The sequence below is a fragment of the Achromobacter denitrificans NBRC 15125 genome (genome assembly GCF_001571365.1).
Lineage (GTDB): Bacteria > Pseudomonadota > Gammaproteobacteria > Burkholderiales > Burkholderiaceae_B > Achromobacter > Achromobacter denitrificans.
Window position 1 is genome coordinate 1 of sequence record NZ_BCTQ01000036.1, and the last position, 19,292, is coordinate 19,292.

The window sequence follows — 19,292 nt, forward strand, 5'->3', positions numbered from 1 at the left end:
GAACAGTTACCCGAAGCAGATTTCGTATGTTGCAAGGAAGGGATATGACAAACGCTTGCACTTATCCATCAGAAGGTCACGTCACGTGGTTTGTTGGCGTGGACGTAGCCAAAGACGAGTTCGTCTGGGCGGTACACGGCTCTAGTCAAACGACCAGTTGCCCCAACGACTCGGCCGGCGCCCAAGCGTTATTCAGCGCGTTGGCTGAGCACAACATAGGCTTGGTAGTGTTGGAGGCCACGGGCGGCCATGAGCGGGCCTTGGCCGGTTTTCTGCTGGAGCGAGGGGTCGCTGTGGCAGTGGTCAACCCGCGTGCGGCGCGTGAGTTTGCTCGTAGCATGGGTCACTTGGCCAAGACCGACCAGATCGATGCGTGTGCACTAGCACATTACGCTCAAACGCTGGCGGCCAAAGCGGACCAGGCAGGGATCCGGTTTGCCCCACCGCCGCCACATATCGAAGCGTTGCAGGCACTGGTCACTCGACGCGCCCAGCTACTGAACATGCGCACGGCTGAGAAGAACCGCTTGGCTGGAGCGGTGCGGGTGTTGCGAAGCAGCATCGAAGATGTCATCCGTACTCTGGATCGGCAGATCAAGCGTCTGGATAAGGAAATCGATGACCACTTGGATAGCCACTTCTCGCAGCAGCGTAAGCGCCTGGAGTCGATCAAAGGCATCGGGGTGACGACATGCGCCACGATGCTGGCGTTCATGCCAGAACTTGGCCACGTCAGCGCTGCTCGCGTGGCCAAGCTGGCCGGGGTGGCGCCCTTGAACCAAGACTCCGGCAAGATGAGAGGGCGACGGCAAATTTGGGGCGGGCGCAGCCTTGTACGTTGCACCTTGCACATGGCTATGCTCAGCGCGGTTCGTTACAACCCCGTGCTTCAGGCCTTCTATCAACGGCTAGTTGCCGCCGGTAAACCCAAGAAAGTCGCCTTGGTGGCTTGCGCCCACAAGCTGCTGCGCATCCTGAACGCCATGGAACGATCAGGCCAACACTGGAACGAGGCCATGCACACAAATCCTGCTTGACCTTGAACACAGTTGCTCGGGGGGCAGCAAGCACGCAAAGCGTGCGCAGCGTGGGGGCATAAAAAACGGGGCACCGATATGCATGGTGCCCCGCAAACATCCGTCTCATAGGGGAGGGGAAAGAGGAGAAGCCGAGACGGACGACAAGACGGCCAACCGAAGTTCGCGGTCTACATGAAGTTAGGCGGGGCGAACCGCATTAAGTTTCTGGCGCGGTGCAAAAATCCTCCGCGAATTTGTATCAAATTATGCAAAGCCTGCTTTCCAGGCGCGCCAGAAAGACCAAGGGCCGCGAAAGCGGCCCTTGGTATGGTCGGCGCGGCGTATCAGGCCGCGAGATTGCCCCGCATCTTCTTGAGCGCGGCAGCCTCGATCTGGCGGATGCGCTCGGCCGACACGCCGAACTCCTGCGCCAGTTCATGCAGCGTGGCGCCGCCGTCATCCTGCAGCCAGCGGGCTTCCACGATGCGGCGCGAACGGGGATCCAGCGCTTCCAGCGCATCGCTCAGGCCGCTGCCTTGCAGCTGGTCGCGCGCGGCGCGTTCCAGCACCCGCGTCGGTTCCTGGCGGCCGTCGTCGGACAGGTAGGCGATGGGCGCGTAGCTATCATCGTCGTCATCCTGGTTTTCCAGCGACATGTCGCGGCCCGACAGGCGGACTTCCATTTCGCTCACGTCTTCGCGGCGCACGTTCAGTTCGCGCGCGATGTGCTCGACCTGCTCGGGATCCAGGGTCTGGCCGTCCGGGCGCATGCTGCGCAGATTGAAGAACAGCTTGCGCTGGGCCTTGGTGGTTGCCACTTTCACCAGGCGCCAGTTGCGGATGATGTACTCGTGGATTTCCGCCTTGATCCAGTGGACGGCGAACGACACCAGGCGCACGCCGCGCTCCGGATCGAAACGCTTGACGGCCTTCATCAGGCCGACATTGCCTTCCTGGATGAGGTCGGCGTGGGGCAAACCGTAGCCCAGGTACTGGCGGGCCACCGATACGACCAGCCGCAGGTGCGACAGGATCAGCTCGCGCGCGGCGCCCAGGTCTTCCTGGTCGCGCAGGCGGCGGCCAAGCTCGGTTTCACGTTCCGCCGACAGCACCGGCAGGCGGTTCACCGCGGAGATGTATGCGTCGATCGTGCCAAGTGCGCCCGGATTGGCAATGGCCAACGCCAGGGCGTTGCCGGAAGTGGCCAACGAGGTACTGGGTTGCTTCATAGCGGGGGTCTCCGGAAGGCGAAGGGGTAACGACATGGATTCGATGTTAGCACTCTAGTATTGGGAGTGCTAATTCGACTATTGCGGCGCGTCAAAGTTTCCTTGCGAATATTACGTCCCCGTTTATTTTTCCGACTAGCCCATCCGACGGGGAGCACGCGCAGCGTAGGGACCCAACCCGCGTCGCACCAACCCTCCACAGCAACGGCCCGCGCCGCCGCCGGGCCGCCCCAAGGCGGCGCAGCCCCCCCGGGGGGCAGCAAGCCCGCGCAGCGGGCGCGGCGTGGGGGCTTTTCTACCAGCCCAGGCGCTTCAACCCCTCGGCCGTAGCCTCGCCGTCCGGACGGATGAACAGGGCGCCGCGAGGGTCCAGGAAGACCTGGTAGCGGGCGCCGTCGAACAAGGGCATGTAGGCGCCGCTGCCAAATTGGACGTCGACAAAGGGAAACCAGTTCGGGAAATTCTTTTTCAGGGAACCCAGGTCCGGCGCGGGCCAATCGTCCAGGGCATGGACCGAGCGCGTGGCGGATGCCTCGCGGGCCGCGTCGCTATAGCGCCCGGACAGCCGCTCCAGGCGGTACAGGGGCGGCACGCCCGCCATCAGCGCCGGCACCTTCCAGCGCACGACCCGCGCGTCGATCTGCCATTGGTCCCCGTAGAGCACGTACTGGCGGGTCCCGGTGCCCGGCGCGCTGGCCTCGACCTGGAACTGGCCCTCGGCCTGCTGGCGGACCTCGATCCGGGCGACGGGCTCGTCGGTCGTCAGGCGGAAGAACTGCACCAGCGACAAGGCGAGCAGCCCCGACACGCATCCCAGCAGCACCAGCATCAGCCCGAACAGGCGCCGCACCGGCCGGAACTGGAACATCTTGCGGCCCCGCTCGTCGCGCGGACCGCCCCTGCCCAGCAGCATGACGATGCCCGGCAGGAGGACGACGACGGCGCCCAGCAGTATCCAGACGAAGGGAGCGATTCCGTTGATCAAGTCAGGCGTTCCTTGTTGAGAACACGCCGCGGGCGGCGGCCCGCCAGTATAGAAGCGGCCTCAGGCCGCCGGTTTTCCAAGCCGCTCGACGTGAAACCGGATGTGATCCTCGATGAAGGTCGAGATGAAGTAGTAACCGTGGTCGTAGCCGCCGTGGCGGCGCAGGGTCAGCGGCTGCCCGGCTTCGGCGCAGGCGGCCTCGAATACCTCGGGATACAACTGCTCCGCCAGGAACTGGTCCGATTCCCCCTGATCGATCAGGATGCCGCCGGGGAACGGGCGCTGGGCAAGGCGCATCAGCGCCGACGCATCGTAGGCGGCCCAGTCCTGCTCGTTGCCGCCCAAATAGGCCGTGAAAGCTTTCTTGCCCCAGGGGCACAGGCTGGGCGCGGCGATCGGCGCGAACGCCGAGACCGAACGGAACTTGCCCGGATTGCGCAGCGCCAGCACCAGCGCGCCATGGCCGCCCATGGAATGGCCGAAGATGCCCGTGCGCGACGCATCGCCCGGCAGGTCCTCGCCCGTGACGATGCCGTGCAGCTCCTCGGTCACGTAGCTGTACATGCGGTAGTGGGCGCGCCAATCGGAAGTCGTGGCGTCCACGTAGAAGCCGGCGCCGGTGCCCAGGTCCCAGCTTTCGTCCTCGTTGGGCGCGTTGGCGCCGCGGGGGCTGGTGTCCGGGGCGACCAGCATGACGCCGAGCTCAGCGGCCAGGCGCTGGGCGCCCGCCTTGATCATGAAGGTTTCTTCCGTGCAGGTCAGCCCCGCCAGGTAGAACAGTACGGGCACCGGGCCCTGTTCGGCCTGCGGCGGCACGTAGACCGAAAACCGCATGGGCAGGCCGATCTCCGCGGACTCGTGGCGATAGTAGCGCTGCCAGCCGCCGAAGCAGCGGTGCTGCGAAATGAGTTCCAGGGCCACGGCCATCGTATTCTCCAGTCGTAGGGGTCAAAAAAAACGCCGGTGGGTTAGGGTATATCCACGGTACGACGTTCCGTCGCCGAATGTTAACCTGCGCGTTATCGGGTACGGACGACGAAAAAAAATGCGATTCCTTGCCCAGATCGTGATCACGGGACTTGACCAGCGCCTACCGTGGCACTATTTATATACCGTGAGCGAAGACAAACCGTTCTTCCGGATACGCAAGTCCTGACACTATGGCCCGTCTGCCCCGTCTGTACGCCCCAGGGCTGCCCCAATTGGTGCAGGCCAACTTCATCCAGCCGCTGGCGGCGCCGTCGCAACCCGCGCCGGCCGATATCCTGAACCAGCTGGCCACCTGGCTGGGCGAGTCCGCCCAGCGCCACCGCGTCTCGGTCCACGGCTGGCTGCTGGCCAACGACCGCATCCTGCTGCTGGCCACGCCGGCGGACGAGGAAGGCCTGCCGCGCCTGATGCAGACGCTGGGCCGCAACCTGGCGGCGCGACTGCGCGGCGGCCGGGTCTTCGCCGGCCGCTACCGGTCCGCCCTGCTGGAACCGGGCGCCTGGGTGCTGCCCGCCCTGGTCTGGCTGGAAACCTACCCCGTGCGCAGCGGCGCCTCCCAGGATCCGGATTCGTGGCCGTGGTCCTCGGCCGCCAGCCATACCGGCAACACCACCGCGGCCCCGGCGCAATGGCAATCCGACCACGCCGATTACTGGGCTTGCGGCAACACCCCGTTCGACCGCCAGGCCAATTACCGCAAGCGGCTGCAGGACGGCCTGTCGCGCGAGGAAAGCCAGCGCATCGACCAGGCCGTTTCCGGCCAATGGGCGCTGGGCGGCCCCAGCTTCATCGCCAGCCTGGCCCACACCGCCAGTCGGCGAGTGGCCCCGGGCCAGCGCGGCCGTCCCCGCAAGAAGCCGGCAGCCCCCGCGCCGGCCGACGCCGAGCCTTCCTCGACCCCCAACACCTGAGTCCGGCGCCGCCGGCACGCCGCCTCCCTCGTCGCCAGGCGCGCCATGCGCGCCTGGCGCGTTTGCGTTCGCATGCGCCCGAGCCATTCTTGCGGGCCGCAGCATAGGCATTCCCGCAACACCCGACCGCCGCTCGGCGCTGGCGGCGGCCCGCCCTTAAAAATAGGGGACACATAAACTCGAAAATAGGGGACTCAGGGCTTCCGACGCACCGCCTCGGTGCACCGCCCCTTGCCGAAGCCCTGGCAGCGCGGCCATTGATACGTCCCCTTATAAATCACCTATGAACAGATATTCATAAATATAGGGACAAACCCCATTTATTCCTGTTGCACCCTACTGCCTCCGGGGGTATTGTCCGTCTCCTGCACTGCAACATTACGACGCAGGCCCACTGCGGAGCGCGCCATGCCCCAAAACACCCAGATCGAATCCTGTCCCCCGCCCGAGGCGACCCCCATCGATGCCAGCCGCATCGGCCTGCCGTCGGCCCAGGGCCTGTACCACCCCAAGAACGAACATGACGCCTGCGGCGTCGGCTTCGTCGCGCACATCAAGGGCAAGAAAAGCCACGCCATCATCCAGCAGGGCCTGAAGATCCTGGAGAACCTGGACCACCGTGGCGCGGTCGGCGCAGACAAGCTGATGGGCGACGGCGCCGGCATCCTGATCCAGATCCCCGACACGCTCTATCGCGACGAGCTGAGCCAGCAAGGCATCATCCTGCCGCCGCCCGGCGAGTACGGCGTGGCCATGGTGTTCCTGCCCAAGGAAACCGCCTCGCGCCTGGCCTGCGAACAGGAGCTGGAGCGCTCCGTGCGCGCCGAAGGCCAGGTGGTGCTGGGCTGGCGCAACGTGCCGGTGGACGTCGACATGCCGATGTCGCCCGCCGTGCGCGCCTGCGAACCCGTGATCCGCCAGCTGTTCATCGGCCGCGGCGCCGACGTGATGGTGCCGGACGCGCTGGAGCGCAAGCTGTACGTGATCCGCAAGACCGCCAGCCACGCCATCCAGAACATGCACCTGGCGCACGGCAAGGAGTATTTCGTGCCCTCGGCCTCGGTGCGCACCGTGGTCTACAAGGGCCTGCTGCTGGCCGACCAGGTCGGCCGCTACTACCGCGACCTGGCCGATCCGCGCACCGTGTCGGCCCTGGCGCTGGTGCACCAGCGCTTCTCGACCAACACCTTCCCCGCCTGGCCGCTGGCCCACCCGTACCGCATGATCGCCCACAACGGCGAGATCAACACGGTCAAGGGCAACTTCAACTGGCTGCGCGCCCGCGAAGGCATGATGCAGTCGGCCGTGCTGGGCGACGACCTGAAGAAGCTGTACCCCATCGTTTACGAAGGCCAGTCCGACACCGCCACGTTCGACAACTGCCTGGAACTGCTGGTGAACTCGGGCTACTCGCTGGCCCACGCCATGATGATGATGATCCCGGAAGCCTGGGAACAGCATACGCAGATGGACGAAAGCCGCCGCGCCTTCTACGAGTACCACGCCGCCATGATGGAGCCGTGGGACGGCCCCGCCGCGGTCGCGTTCACCGACGGCCGCCAGATCGGCGCCACGCTGGACCGCAACGGGCTGCGCCCGGCCCGCTACCTGGTCACCGATGACGACATGGTCATCCTGGCCTCCGAAGCCGGCACGCTGTCCATCCCCGAAAACCGCATCGTCAAGAAGTGGCGCCTGCAGCCGGGCAAGATGTTCCTGATCGACCTGGAACAGGGCCGCATCATCGACGACGCCGAGATCAAGCTGCAGCTGGCCAACAGCCGCCCGTACCGCCAGTGGATCGAGCGCCTGCAGATCAAGCTGGAATCGCTGCCGGCCCCGCGCCAGGCCGCCGTGGCCACGCAATCGTCCGTGTCGCTGCTGGATCGCCAGCAGGCGTTCGGCTGGACCCAGGAAGACTACAAGTTCATCCTCGAACCCATGGCGGCAAGCGGCGAGGAAGTGATCGGCTCGATGGGCAACGACGCCCCGCTGGCCGTGCTGTCCGACCGCGCCAAGCCGTTCTACAACTACTTCCGCCAGCTGTTCGCGCAAGTCACGAACCCGCCGATCGACCCCATCCGCGAACAGCTCGTGATGTCGCTGGTGTCGTTCATCGGCCCCAAGCCGAACCTGCTGGACATCAATAACGTCAATCCGCCGCTGCGCCTGGAAGTGTCGCAGCCGGTGCTGGACTTCGCCGCCATGGCGCAGATCCGCGACATCGAGCAGGTCACGGGCAAGAAGTTCCGCAGCTTCGAACTGGACATCACCTATCCCGCCGCCTGGGGCCCCGAGGGCATCGAAGCCCGCGTGGCCGCGCTGTGCGCGCGCGCCGTCGACGCGGTGCGCAGCGGCTACAACATCCTGATCGTGTCGGACCGCCTGGTCGACAGCGAGCGCGTGGCCATCCCGGCCCTGCTGGCGACGTCCGCCGTCCACCAGCACCTGATCCGCGCCGGCCTGCGCACCAACACCGGCCTGGTCGTGGAAACCGGCTCGGCGCGCGAAGTGCACCACTTCGCGCTCTTGGGCGGCTACGGCGCCGAAGCCATCCACCCCTACCTGGCGCTGGAATCGCTGGGCAAGATGAATGACCCCGAAAAGGCGGTCAAGAACTTCATCAAGGCGATCGGCAAGGGCCTGAACAAGGTCATGTCCAAGATGGGCATTTCCACGTACATGTCCTACACCGGCGCGCAGATCTTCGAAGCCGTGGGCCTGCAAAGCGCCCTGGTGAACAAGTACTTCACCGGCACCTCGTCCAACATCGAAGGCATCGGCATCTTCCAGGTGGCCGAGGAAGCGCTGCGCCAGCATCGCGCCGCCTTCGGCACGGACCCGGTCCTGGCCAACGACCTGGACGCCGGCGGCGAATACGCCTACCGCGTGCGCGGCGAAGAGCACATGTGGACGCCGGATTCCATCGCCAAGCTGCAGCACGCCTCGCGCGCCAACAACTACCGCACGTACAAGGAGTACGCGCAGATCATCAATGACCAGAGCCGCCGTCACATGACCCTGCGCGGCCTGTTCGAGTTCCGCTTCGATCCGTCGCGCGCCATCCCGCTGGACGACGTCGAACCCGCCAAGGAAATCGTCAAGCGCTTCGCCACCGGCGCCATGTCGCTGGGCTCGATCTCCACCGAGGCGCACTCGGTGCTGGCCGTGGCCATGAACCGCATCGGCGGCAAGTCCAACACCGGCGAAGGCGGCGAGGACGAGCTGCGCTACCGCACCGAAATGCGCGAAGGCAAGAGCACCATCAAGGACGGCGACACGCTGGCCTCGGTGCTGGGTTCCGACCGCATCGAAGCGGACGTCCAGCTGAAGAAGGGCGATTCGCTGCGCTCGAAGATCAAGCAGGTGGCCTCGGGCCGTTTCGGCGTGACCGCCGAATACCTGTCGTCCGCCGACCAGATCCAGATCAAGATGGCGCAGGGTGCCAAGCCCGGCGAAGGCGGCCAGCTGCCCGGGCACAAGGTGTCGGACTACATCGCCAAGCTGCGCTACTCGGTGCCGGGCGTGGGCCTGATCTCGCCCCCGCCGCACCACGACATCTACTCGATCGAAGACCTGGCCCAGCTGATCCACGACCTGAAGAACGTGAACGCCAAGGCCTCGGTGTCGGTCAAGCTCGTGTCCGAAGTGGGCGTGGGCACGGTGGCCGCGGGCGTGGCCAAGGCCAAGGCCGACCACGTCGTGATCGCCGGCCATGACGGCGGCACGGGCGCCTCGCCGGTGTCCTCCATCAAGCACGTCGGCACGCCCTGGGAACTGGGCCTGGCCGAGACGCAGCAGACGCTGGTGCTCAACCGCCTGCGCAGCCGCATCCGCGTGCAGGCAGACGGCCAGATGAAGACCGGCCGCGACGTCGTCATCGGCGCGCTGCTGGGCGCCGACGAGTTCGGCTTCGCCACCGCGCCGCTGGTCGTGGAAGGCTGCATCATGATGCGCAAGTGCCACCTGAACACCTGCCCGGTGGGCGTGGCCACGCAGGACCCCGTCCTGCGCCAGAAATTCCAGGGCAAGCCCGAGCACGTCGTGAACTTCTTCTTCTTCATCGCCGAGGAAGTCCGCGAAATCATGGCCCAGCTGGGCATCCGCAAGTTCGACGACCTGATCGGCCGCGCCGACCTGCTGGACATGCGTTCGGGCGTGGAGCACTGGAAGGCCCAGGGCCTGGACTTCGCCCGCGTGTTCCATCAAACCCAGTCCGACGCCGACGTGCGCCAGACCGAAGAACAGGATCACGGCCTGGCCGGCGCGCTCGACCACCAGTTGATCGAACGCAGCAAGCCCGCGCTGGAACGCGGCGAGAAGGTCTCGTTCATCGTGCCGGTGCGCAACCGCAACCGCACCATCGGCGCCATGCTGTCGGGCGCGGTCGCTTCGCGCTACGGCCATGACGGCCTGCCGGACGACACCATCCACATCCAGTGCAACGGCACCGCCGGCCAGAGCTTCGGCGCGTTCCTGGCCCATGGCATCACCATGGACCTGGTGGGCGAAGGCAACGACTACGTCGGCAAGGGCCTGTCGGGCGGCCGCATCATCGTGCGCTCGCCCAACGACTTCCGCGGCTTCGGCCCCGACCACATCATTGCCGGCAACACCGTGCTGTACGGCGCGCTGGCCGGAGAGGCCTTCTTCAACGGCGTGGCCGGCGAACGCTTCGCGGTCCGCAACTCGGGCGCCGCCACGGTGGTGGAAGGCACGGGCGACCACGGCTGCGAATACATGACCGGCGGCACCGTCGTGGTGCTGGGCGCCACCGGCCGCAACTTCGCGGCCGGCATGTCCGGCGGCGTGGCCTACGTGTGGGATCCGGAACGCACGCTCAAGCATCGCGCCAACCTGTCCATGGTCGAACTGGAACCCGTGTCCTCGCACGCCGAACAGCTCGCGCAGAACGGCATGGACACCTGGCACAGCGCGCAGCGCGGCGGCGAACGCGAAACGGACGAAACGATCCTGCGCCGCCTCGTGGAAGACCACTTCCGCTACACCGGCAGCTTCCGCGCCCGCGAAATCCTGGGCGACTGGGAAGCCTCGCGCGGCAAATTCGTAAAGATCATGCCGACGGACTACCGCCGCGCATTGGGTGAAATGTGGCGTGCAGCCAACCCGCAACAACTGGCTGCGTGAGGGAAATCATGGGAAAGATCACCGGATTCATGGAATATCAGCGCCTGCAGGAGGCCTCCGAGGCCCCGCAGAAGCGCCTGAAGAACTGGCGCGAGTTCGTGCTGCACCTGAACGACGAGCAGGCCAAGCAGCAGGCGGCGCGCTGCATGGACTGCGGCATCCCGTTCTGCAACAACGGCTGCCCCGTCAACAACATCATTCCGGACTGGAATGACCTGGTCTACAAGCAGGACTGGAAGCGCGCGCTGGAAGTGCTGCACTCCACCAACAACTTCCCGGAGTTCACGGGCCGCATCTGCCCGGCGCCGTGCGAAGCCGCCTGTACCTTGAACATCAACAGCGACGCCGTGGGCATCAAGTCCATCGAGCACGCCATCATCGACAAGGGCTGGGCCGAAGGCTGGGTCGCGCCGCAAGTGCCGGCGCGCAAGACCGGCAAGAAGGTCGCGGTAGTGGGCTCCGGCCCCGCCGGCATGGCGTGCGCGCAGCAGCTGGCGCGCGCCGGCCACTCGGTGACGCTATTCGAAAAGAGCGATCGCATCGGCGGCCTGCTGCGCTACGGCATCCCCGACTTCAAGCTGGAAAAGCACCAGATCGACCGCCGCATCTCGCAGATGGAAGCCGAAGGCGTGGAATTCGCGCCCTCGACCTACATCGGCAATCCCAGCGACCCCGTGGCCGATGGCCTCACCGTGCGCACGCCGGATTCGCTGCTGGCCGAGTTCGACGCCGTCGTCATGAGCGGCGGCTCGGAAACGCCGCGCGACCTGCCGGTGCCTGGACGCGAGCTGTCGGGCGTCTACTTCGCCATGGACTTCCTGCGCCAGCAGAACAAGGCCGTGGCCGGCGACCGCCTCACCAACCAGACGCTCGCCAAGGGCAAGCACGTGGTGGTGATCGGCGGCGGCGACACGGGTTCCGACTGCGTGGGCACCAGCAACCGCCACGGCGCGGCCTCGGTCACGCAGTTCGAACTGATGCCCCAGCCGCCCGAAAGCGAAAACAAGAGCATGACCTGGCCGTACTGGCCGCTAAAGATGCGCACCTCGTCCTCGCACGAGGAAGGCTGCGATCGCGACTGGTCCGTGACCACCAAGCTGCTCAAGGGCAGCAACGGCAAGGTGGAAAAGCTGGTCGGCGCCCGCGTCGAATGGTTCAAGGACGAAGCCACCGGCCAGATGAAGATGCGTGAGGTCGAAGGCTCGGAGTTCGAGATCAAGGCCGACGTGGTGCTGCTGGCCATGGGCTTCGTGTCGCCCGTGCAGACCGTGCTCGACGCCTTTGGCGTGGACCGCGACGCGCGCGGCAACGTGCGCGCCAACACCGACGACTACCGCACCAGCGTGGAAAAGGTCTTCACCGCCGGCGACATGCGCCGCGGCCAGTCCCTGGTGGTCTGGGCCATCCGCGAAGGCCGCCAGTGCGCGCGCGCCGTCGACGCCTACCTGATGGGAAGCAGCGAGCTGCCGCGCTGATCGCCCGCAACACCCCCGAAACGCCGCCGCGCGCCTATGCGCCGGCGGCTTTTTTTATTTGGGCCGGGCGCGAATGTTGTGACATAACCACTTTTTCATTGCGGTCTTTTCACGATTTGACACATATCAATCGGGGTCCACGGCAGGTCTGAGAACCTGTCAGCTCAACCCATGGAAAGATCGGAGAAGAGAAATGTTTTCGCTGAACGGGCATATCCGCGCCACCGCCATCGCCGGCCTGATCGCCGCCGGCACGCTTGCCGCCCCCGCGCACGCCCACGAAGCGGGTGACGTGCTGTTCAAGGTCGGCGTGACGCAGGTCCGTCCCTCGTCCAACAACGGCACCGTGCTCAATGGCAGCGTCGGGCTCGATGTGAACAATAATGTGCGCCCCAGCTTCACCCTGACCTACATGGCCACGCGCAACATCGGCATCGAACTGCTGGGCGCCTGGCCCTTCCAGCATGACGTCAGCGGCAGCGGCCTGGGCAAGATCGGCTCCACCAAGCAACTGCCCCCGACGCTGAGCCTGCAATGGCACATCCTGCCGGACAGCATGATCCAGCCCTACATCGGCGTCGGCATCAACTACACGCACTTCTTCGACACCAAGGCCGAAGGCGCGCTGAAGGGTTCGAACCTGAAGCTGGGCGATTCCTGGGGCGTTGCGGCGCAACTGGGCGCGGACTTCAAGATCAACGAGCGCTGGTTCATGAACGCCGACATCCGCTACATCGACATCCGCTCCAAGGTGAAGCTGGACGGCCAGCACATTGGCACCGCGCGCATCGATCCGTGGGTCGCGACGATCGGCGTCGGTTACCGCTTCTAAAGCGAAGACGCAAAGGCGGCGCGTCGGCGCGCCGCTGTCAGCCTTGCGGCGCCTCCAGCTTGTGCCGCAGGGCCTGCAATGCCGGCGTGTCGTCGTCCGCGCGCCAGACCAGCTGGGTCTGGGCCAGGCCATGCGAGCCGGACAGGGCGCCGACGCGCACCGCGTGCTCCGCCCCCAGCACCGCCAGCACCGAGCGCGGCACGATCGCCACGCCCGACCCTGCCGCCACGCAGGCGACGATGGCGTGATACGAGGCGAATTCCATTATCTTGCCTGGCGCCATGCCTTCCTGGCTCAACCATGATTCCAGGATGCGCCGGTACGAGCATCCCGATGCGAACGCAATCACGCTGCGGTCGCGCAGATCCTGCGGACTGCGGATCGGATCCCAGGCCAGCGGCGAGATCAGCGCCAATTCCTCCTTGAACGCATCCATCGTCGCCAGGCCTTCGCCCGGAAAGGGCTGCGCCACGAAAGCCGCCTCGATCTCGTAGTTGCGCACCTTGGCCGCCAGCGCCGCCGACGTGCCGGTCACCAGCTCGATCCGCACCTGCGGCCAGGCCGCGTGATAGGCCGCCAGAATAGGAGGCAGGCGCGCCGCCGCCGTGCTCTCCATCGTGCCGATGCGCAGCACGCCCTGCGGGGAGCCGTCGCGCACGGCGGCCTGGGCCTCGTCGGCCAACCGCAGCAGGCGGTCCGCATAGGACAGCAGCACGCGCCCCTGGTCCGACAGTACCAGTCGGCGATTCTGCCGCCGGAACAGCGGCGCGTTCAGCGAGGCTTCCAGCTGCTTCAGGCGCGTCGACACGTTCGACTGCACGCGGTTCAGGTGCGCCGCGGCGCGCGCCACGCCGCCCTGGTCGGCGACCGCCTTGAAGATTTGCAACGCGTCGAGATCCAAGTTTCTCATTTCAAGAACCCAAGTTCTTAATAATTCGCTATTAAAGATATTAGTACAGTCGTAGAGTGGGAGCCATGTCAACGCCCATTTACCCTTCCGCGTCCCACTCCCGCAGCGCCACCGCCCAGGCAGTGCCGGCGGCGCTGGCCTTGGCGGCGGCCATGGGGATAGGCCGGTTTGCATTCACGCCTGTCTGGCCATTGATGGCGCAGGAAACCGGCCTGTCGCTGTCCCAGGGCGGCTGGCTGGCCTCGGCGAACTACGCGGGCTACCTCCTGGGCGCGCTGGCCGCCGTGGCCTGGCCCATCCGCCGTCTGCGCGGCATGCTGGCGGCAAGCCTGCTGGCGGTTGCCCTGTTCACCCTTGCCATGCCGCTCGGGCACGGGTTGGCGATGTGGTGCGCCCTGCGGCTGGCCGCCGGCTACGCCAGCGCCAGCGCCTTCATCTGCGTGGCGGCGTGGCGGGCGGTGCCGGCGGGCGATCCCCGCGAAGCCGGCGCATCCGCCGTGACCTACGCCGGCGTCGGCGCGGGCATTGCGCTGACGGGGCTGGCCTGTCTGGCGCTGGCGGCGTGGGACGCGCGCGCCGACACGGTCTGGATGGTCCTGGGCGGCCTGGCGCTGGCGTTGTCCGCGGCCGCCTGGCCGGGACTGCGTCGCCAGGCGGCGCCAGCCCCTGCGCGGGCGGCAAGCGCGGCGCCCCCCGCCCGGCTGCCGCGGGTTATCCCCGGACTGGCGCTGCACTATGGCGCTTTCGGCGTGGGCTACATCATCCCCGCCACCTTCCTGCCCGCGATGGCCAAGGACATCATTCCCGACCCGGCCATCTTCGGCTGGGCCTGGCCGCTGTTCGGCCTGGCGGCCGCGGTGTCCTGCCTGCTGGTGCCGCGGCTGGCGCGGGGCGGCGACAGCGTGCAGATCTGGCGCGCCGCCCAGGCCTCGATGGCGCTGGGGATGCTGGCCGTCGCCGTGTGGCACCACATTGCCGCCGTGATCCTGGCCGCCGTGCTGGTGGGCGGCACCTTCATGGTGATCACGCAAGCCGGCATGCTGGCGGCCAGGCGGGCGGCGGGCGCGGCGGCGCCGCGCGCCGCCGCCCTGATGACGGCGGCCTTCGCCGCCGGCCAGATCCTGGGGCCGCTGCTGGCGTCCTGGGCAGCGCGCTGGGGCGCCGGCCTGCCGCAAGCGCTGGCGGCGAGCGCCGCACTGCTGGCGTTGTCCGCATGGCGTTTGGGAAAGATCACGACAGATGGCAATGGCGCTGGGCATAATGCGATCGCGAGCAGCCCGCGGGGCCGCGCGCACCAGAACCATAACTAACCAGGAGTCATCTGGATGAAACCGTTACGCCCCCTGATTGCCGCCCTGGCGGCCGTTGCCGCTTTCAGCGGCGCCGCCCAGGCCCAGTCCGCCGACTGGCCGGCCAAGCCCATCACCATGATCGTGCCCTACGCGCCGGGCGGCTTCGCCGATACCCGCGTGCGCCTGCTGGCGCGCAAGCTGGGCGACTCGCTGGGCCAGCCCATCGTGGTCGAGAACAAGGCGGGCGCGGGCGGCGTGGTCGGCACCAACCTGATCGCGCGCGCCGCGCCGGACGGCTACACCATCGGCACGGGCAACCTCGCGCCCATGGCGGTCAATCCCTCGCTGATGAAGGACATGCCCTACGATCCGCAAAAGGACCTGGCGCCCATCATCCTGATCGAAAACAGCCCGCTGGTGCTGAGCGTGAACAACGAACTGCCCGTGAAGACGCTGGCGGACCTGATCGCGCTGGCCAAGAAGCAGCCCGGCAAGCTGTCGTTCGGCTCGTCCGGCGTGGGCGGCGCCCACCATCTTTCCGGCGAAATGTTCCGCGAGCAGGCCAAGATCGACATCGTCCACGTGCCGTACAAGGGTGGCAGCCTGGCCGCGACCGACCTCATGGGCGGCCATATCTCGATGATGTTCGAAATGGGCTATTCCGCGCTCCCGGCCATCCAGGGCAAGAAAATCCACCCGATCGCGGTGACGTCGGCCAAGCGCCTGGACGTGCTGCCCGACGTGCCGACCATGGCCGAATCGGGCCTGACGGGCTTCGAGTCGTACAACTGGCAGGGCATCGTGGCCCCGGCCGGCACCCCGGCGCCCATCATCGCCAAACTCAACGCCGAGTTCAACCGCATTTTGAAGGAACCGGACGTGCAGAAGGCGATCGCGGACACCGGCAGCCAGGCCGGCGGCGGCACGCCCGAGGAATTCGGCGCCTTCATCAAGAGCGAAACCGAGAAGTGGGCCCACGTCATCAAGGCTGGGAACATCCAGCTTCAATAACCTTCCAGGAGTAAACCCATGGCTTCCCGTCTGATTGAACTGCTCAAGCTGGCCCACCCCATCGTCCAGGCCCCCATGGCTGGCGGCGCCACGACGGTGGAACTGGTCTCCGAGGCATCGAAGGCGGGAACCCTGGGTTCGCTCGGGGCGGCCTACCTGAGCCCCGAACAGATCGAGGCGGCGGCGCAAGCGATCCGCGCGCGCACCGACCGCCCCTTCGCCATCAATCTTTTCGCCTCCGTGCCGGAGGAGCCCATGCGCGGCGACGCCGGCCGGATGCTGGCGCTGATGGCGCGCTATCACGAGCAACTGGGCCTGCCCGCGCCCGCCGAACCCGGTCCCCAGCCGGATCCTCTGGAGGGACAGATCGAGGCGGTGCTGCGGGCGCGCCCCGCCGTTTTCAGCTTCACCTTCGGCCGCATGCCCGCCGCCGCGCTGGCGCGCTGCCGCGAGCAGGGCATCCTGACCGTGGGCACCGCGACCACGGTGCGCGAGGCGGTCGCGCTGGAGCAGGACGGCGTGGACGCCGTGGTTGCCCAGGGCGCCGAGGCCGGCGGACACCGGGGCACGTTCCTGGGCGGTTTCGAGGAATCGCTGATCGGCACCATGGCGCTGGTGCCGCAGGTGGCGGACGCCGTGTCCGTGCCGGTGATCGCCTCGGGCGGCATCATGGACGGCCGCGGCATCGCCGCCGCCCTGGCCCTGGGGGCCGACCTGGCACAAATGGGGACGGCCTTCCTGACCACGGAAGAGTCTGGTATCAACGAGGCGTACAAGGCGGTCCTGCCCGCCTCGCGCTCGGAGCAATCGCGCCTGACGCGGGCCTTTTCCGGCCGCCCGGCCCGCGGCATCGAGAACGCCTTCATGCGCGACGCCGACGCCATCGCGGCGGATATCCTGCCCTATCCCCTGCAGAACGCCCTGACGCGGCCCATGCGGACCGCCGGCGGCAAGGCTGGCAACATCCACGTGCTGTCGCTCTGGGCGGGCCAGGGCGCGCCCCTGGCGCGGCGCGAAACCACCTCGGATCTGGTCCGGCGGCTGGCCCGGGAAACGGCGGCGGCGCAGGCGCGCCGCTGAGCGAAGATTGTTCCCAGGACCGAAAACACTGTTCCACGGGCGGCCTATCGCGTTGTCATTACAAAGCGTCGGGCTACAATGGCGCCTCGCCGCTGGGAGCCAAGGCCCCGCTTTGTCCCCGGCATATGAGTAACAGGGCGCTTCCCGACGCCGCCTGTCTTGTGCGCGCCGGCCCCCATACCGCCAGACGCGTCGACGAGACAGCAGGGCAAGCTCCGCCGCCGAAACACCCTTTCGTTGCCCATGCCCGCTCAAACAAGCAGCACCCCGGAATTCGCCCTGCGCCTCGAAGGCGTGGCGCTCGGCTACGGCGATTTCACCGTGCTGCGCGATATCTCCATGGACGTGCGCGCCGGGCAGGTGGTCGCCATCATGGGCGGCTCCGGCTCGGGCAAGACCACCCTGCTGCGGGCGGCCACCGGCCAACTCACCGCGCAGCAGGGCCGCGTGCAGGCCTTCGGCCAGGACATGGCGCACGTCACGCCGGCCGAACTGCAGTCGCTGCGCACGCGCATGGGCGTGCTGTTCCAGCAGGGCGCGCTCTTCACCGACCTGAACGTCTTCGAAAACGTGGCCTTCCCGCTGCGCGAGCACACCCGGCTGGAAGAAGCGGAAGTGACCGAGCGCGTGCTGGACAAGCTCGACGCCGTGGGCCTGCGCGCCGCCGCGCACCTGAAGGTCTCTGAAATCTCGGGCGGCATGGCCCGGCGCGTGGCGCTGGCCCGCGCCGTGGTGCTGGAACCCGAACTCATCCTGTACGACGAGCCGTTCGCCGGGCTGGACCCCATTTCGCTGGGCATCACCGCCCGCCTGATCCGCAGCCTGGCCGACCGCCTGGGCTGCGCCTCGGTGCTGATCACGCACGACGTACAGGAATCGTTCTCCATCGCCGACCGGGTCTACCTGGTGGGACAGGGCAAGCTCGCCGCCGCCGGCACGCCGGAAACGCTGTCGGCCTCGCAAGACCCCTACGTGCAGCAATTCCTCAAGGGAGAGCCCGACGGCCCCGTCGCCTTCCAGTATCCCGAAACGCCGGCTTTCCAGAAGTGGCTTTCGCAACAGAAGGGGCGCAAGGCATGAGCGGATCCCGCAACCCTATCGGCTCGCTGGGCGGCTGGGTGCGCGCCCAGGTCTCGGGCCTCGGCTATTTCACCCGCTTCTTCGGCGCCATGCTGGCGCGCAGCGGCATCGCCCTGTCGCGCCCCCGCCTCGTCTCGCAGCAGGTCCACTTCATCGGCAACTACTCCTTGCTGATCATCGCGGTGTCCGGCATGTTCGTGGGCTTCGTGCTGGGATTGCAGGGCTACTACACGCTCAACCGCTACGGTTCCGAGGAGGCCCTGGGCCTGCTGGTCGCCTTGTCGCTGGTGCGCGAACTGGGCCCGGTCGTGACCGCGCTGCTGTTCGCGGGCCGCGCCGGCACCTCGCTCACGGCGGAAATCGGCCTCATGAAGGCCGGCGAACAACTCGCGGCCATGGAAGTCATGGCCGTGGACCCGATACGGCGCGTGCTGGTGCCGCGCCTGTGGGGCGGCGTCATCGCCATGCCCATCCTGGCGGCGGTGTTCTCCATGGTGGGCATCCTGGGCGGCTGGGTGGTGGGCGTGGTCATGATCGGCGTGGATGCCGGCGCCTTCTGGTCGCAAATGCAGAACGGCGTGGACGTCTGGAAGGACGTGGCCAACGGCGTCATCAAGAGCCTGGTGTTCGGCGTCTCGGTCACGCTGGTCGCGCTTTACGAAGGCTGGCAGGCCAAGCCCACTCCCGAAGGCGTTGCCCGCGCCACTACGCGCACCGTCGTGGTGGGCTCCCTGGCGGTACTAGGGCTGGACTTCCTGCTCACCGCCCTGATGTTTGGAAATTGATACGGATCGATCATGTCACGCGAAAAAACCGACTTCTGGGTAGGGCTGTTCGTATTGCTGGGCGCGGTCGCGCTGGCATTCCTGGCGTTGCGCGCCGGCAACTTGAGCACTTTTTCTTTCGCCCCGACCTATACGGTGACGGCCAACTTCGATAACGTAGGCGGCCTCAAAGTGCGCGCGCCCGTCAAGAGCGCCGGGGTCGTGGTGGGCCGGGTCGACGGCATTTCGTTCGACGACAAGACCTTCCAGGCGATCGTGTCGGTCAAACTGGAAACGGCCTATCAGTTCCCCAAGGACACCTCGGCGTCCATCCTGACGTCCGGCCTGCTGGGCGAACAGTACCTGGGCCTGACCGCGGGCAGCGACGAAGAGAACTTCGCCGACGGCGGAAAGATCCGCTACACGCAGAGCGCCGTCGTCCTTGAACAGCTGATCAGCCAGTTCCTGTATGGGTCGGCGGAAAAGCAAGGCTCGAACTCGTCGGAACCCGAAGCGAAGACGCCGAATTGAAGACCATGCGAGAGACGCGGTAACAGCCGCGTCCT

Annotated in this window: 15 protein-coding genes; 11 read left to right on the forward strand and 4 right to left on the reverse strand. The window is 66.9% G+C overall.

Features of this window, described 5'->3' with window-relative positions:
• Positions 1-44 precede the first annotated feature (44 nt).
• Entirely contained in the window at positions 45-1,037 is a 993-nt protein-coding gene (locus ADE01S_RS24230) for an IS110 family RNA-guided transposase (RefSeq protein WP_062684298.1), read from the forward strand.
• A gap of 326 nt (positions 1,038-1,363) precedes the next feature.
• On the opposite strand, the gene rpoH is transcribed toward ADE01S_RS24230, so the two are convergent.
• From rpoH to fghA, 3 genes are all read right to left on the reverse strand, one after another.
• Positions 1,364-2,248, reverse strand: coding sequence for an RNA polymerase sigma factor RpoH (gene rpoH, locus ADE01S_RS24235; RefSeq protein ID WP_062684299.1), 885 nt, complete (start codon positions 2,246-2,248; stop codon positions 1,364-1,366).
• Between the two features lie 295 nt (positions 2,249-2,543).
• Complete coding sequence (locus ADE01S_RS24240) at positions 2,544-3,233, reverse strand: hypothetical protein (RefSeq protein WP_062684300.1); 690 nt, start codon at positions 3,231-3,233, stop codon at positions 2,544-2,546.
• Between the two features lie 60 nt (positions 3,234-3,293).
• On the reverse strand, positions 3,294-4,160 hold the full coding sequence (gene fghA / locus ADE01S_RS24245; protein WP_062684301.1) for an S-formylglutathione hydrolase: 867 nt from the start codon (positions 4,158-4,160) through the stop codon (positions 3,294-3,296).
• Between the two features lie 233 nt (positions 4,161-4,393).
• On the opposite strand from fghA, the gene ADE01S_RS24250 reads away from it, so the two are divergent.
• From ADE01S_RS24250 to ADE01S_RS24265, 4 genes are all read left to right on the forward strand, one after another.
• Complete coding sequence (locus tag ADE01S_RS24250) at positions 4,394-5,134, forward strand: hypothetical protein (RefSeq protein WP_062684302.1); 741 nt, start codon at positions 4,394-4,396, stop codon at positions 5,132-5,134.
• 408 nt (positions 5,135-5,542) lie between these two features.
• Positions 5,543-10,282, forward strand: a complete 4,740-nt coding sequence (locus tag ADE01S_RS24255; protein ID WP_062684303.1) for a glutamate synthase-related protein — start codon at positions 5,543-5,545, stop codon at positions 10,280-10,282.
• A gap of 8 nt (positions 10,283-10,290) precedes the next feature.
• Positions 10,291-11,757 carry a glutamate synthase subunit beta gene (locus ADE01S_RS24260; protein ID WP_062684304.1) on the forward strand — a complete coding sequence of 489 codons (1,467 nt, stop codon included), beginning with the start codon at positions 10,291-10,293 and terminating at the stop codon, positions 11,755-11,757.
• Between the two features lie 193 nt (positions 11,758-11,950).
• Entirely contained in the window at positions 11,951-12,589 is a 639-nt protein-coding gene (locus ADE01S_RS24265; protein ID WP_062684305.1) for an OmpW/AlkL family protein, read from the forward strand.
• 37 nt (positions 12,590-12,626) lie between these two features.
• Here ADE01S_RS24265 and ADE01S_RS24270 read toward each other — a convergent pair whose 3' ends face one another.
• Complete coding sequence (locus ADE01S_RS24270; RefSeq protein WP_062684306.1) at positions 12,627-13,499, reverse strand: LysR family transcriptional regulator; 873 nt, start codon at positions 13,497-13,499, stop codon at positions 12,627-12,629.
• A gap of 65 nt (positions 13,500-13,564) precedes the next feature.
• Between ADE01S_RS24270 and ADE01S_RS24275 the strand changes: the two genes are divergently transcribed.
• The 6 genes from ADE01S_RS24275 (at position 13,565) to mlaD (ending at position 19,257) form a co-directional block, all read left to right on the forward strand.
• On the forward strand, positions 13,565-14,809 hold the full coding sequence (locus ADE01S_RS24275; protein WP_062684307.1) for a YbfB/YjiJ family MFS transporter: 1,245 nt from the start codon (positions 13,565-13,567) through the stop codon (positions 14,807-14,809).
• 15 nt (positions 14,810-14,824) lie between these two features.
• Positions 14,825-15,802 carry a Bug family tripartite tricarboxylate transporter substrate binding protein gene (locus ADE01S_RS24280; protein ID WP_062684308.1) on the forward strand — a complete coding sequence of 326 codons (978 nt, stop codon included), beginning with the start codon at positions 14,825-14,827 and terminating at the stop codon, positions 15,800-15,802.
• Between the two features lie 18 nt (positions 15,803-15,820).
• The gene (locus tag ADE01S_RS24285) at positions 15,821-16,882 is read left to right on the forward strand and encodes an NAD(P)H-dependent flavin oxidoreductase (protein WP_062684309.1); all 1,062 of its coding nucleotides are present in this window, start codon (positions 15,821-15,823) and stop codon (positions 16,880-16,882) included.
• A 243-nt stretch (positions 16,883-17,125) separates the two neighbouring features.
• On the forward strand, positions 17,126-17,962 hold the full coding sequence (locus ADE01S_RS24290) for an ABC transporter ATP-binding protein (RefSeq protein WP_062684310.1): 837 nt from the start codon (positions 17,126-17,128) through the stop codon (positions 17,960-17,962).
• Positions 17,959-18,747, forward strand: a complete 789-nt coding sequence (mlaE, locus tag ADE01S_RS24295; protein WP_062684311.1) for a lipid asymmetry maintenance ABC transporter permease subunit MlaE — start codon at positions 17,959-17,961, stop codon at positions 18,745-18,747. The genes ADE01S_RS24290 and mlaE overlap by 4 nt, the downstream gene beginning before the upstream one ends.
• 12 nt (positions 18,748-18,759) lie before the next feature.
• Positions 18,760-19,257: an outer membrane lipid asymmetry maintenance protein MlaD gene (gene mlaD, locus ADE01S_RS24300; protein WP_062684312.1), complete on the forward strand. Its 498-nt coding sequence runs from the start codon at positions 18,760-18,762 to the stop codon at positions 19,255-19,257.
• Positions 19,258-19,292: the final 35 nt, after the last annotated feature.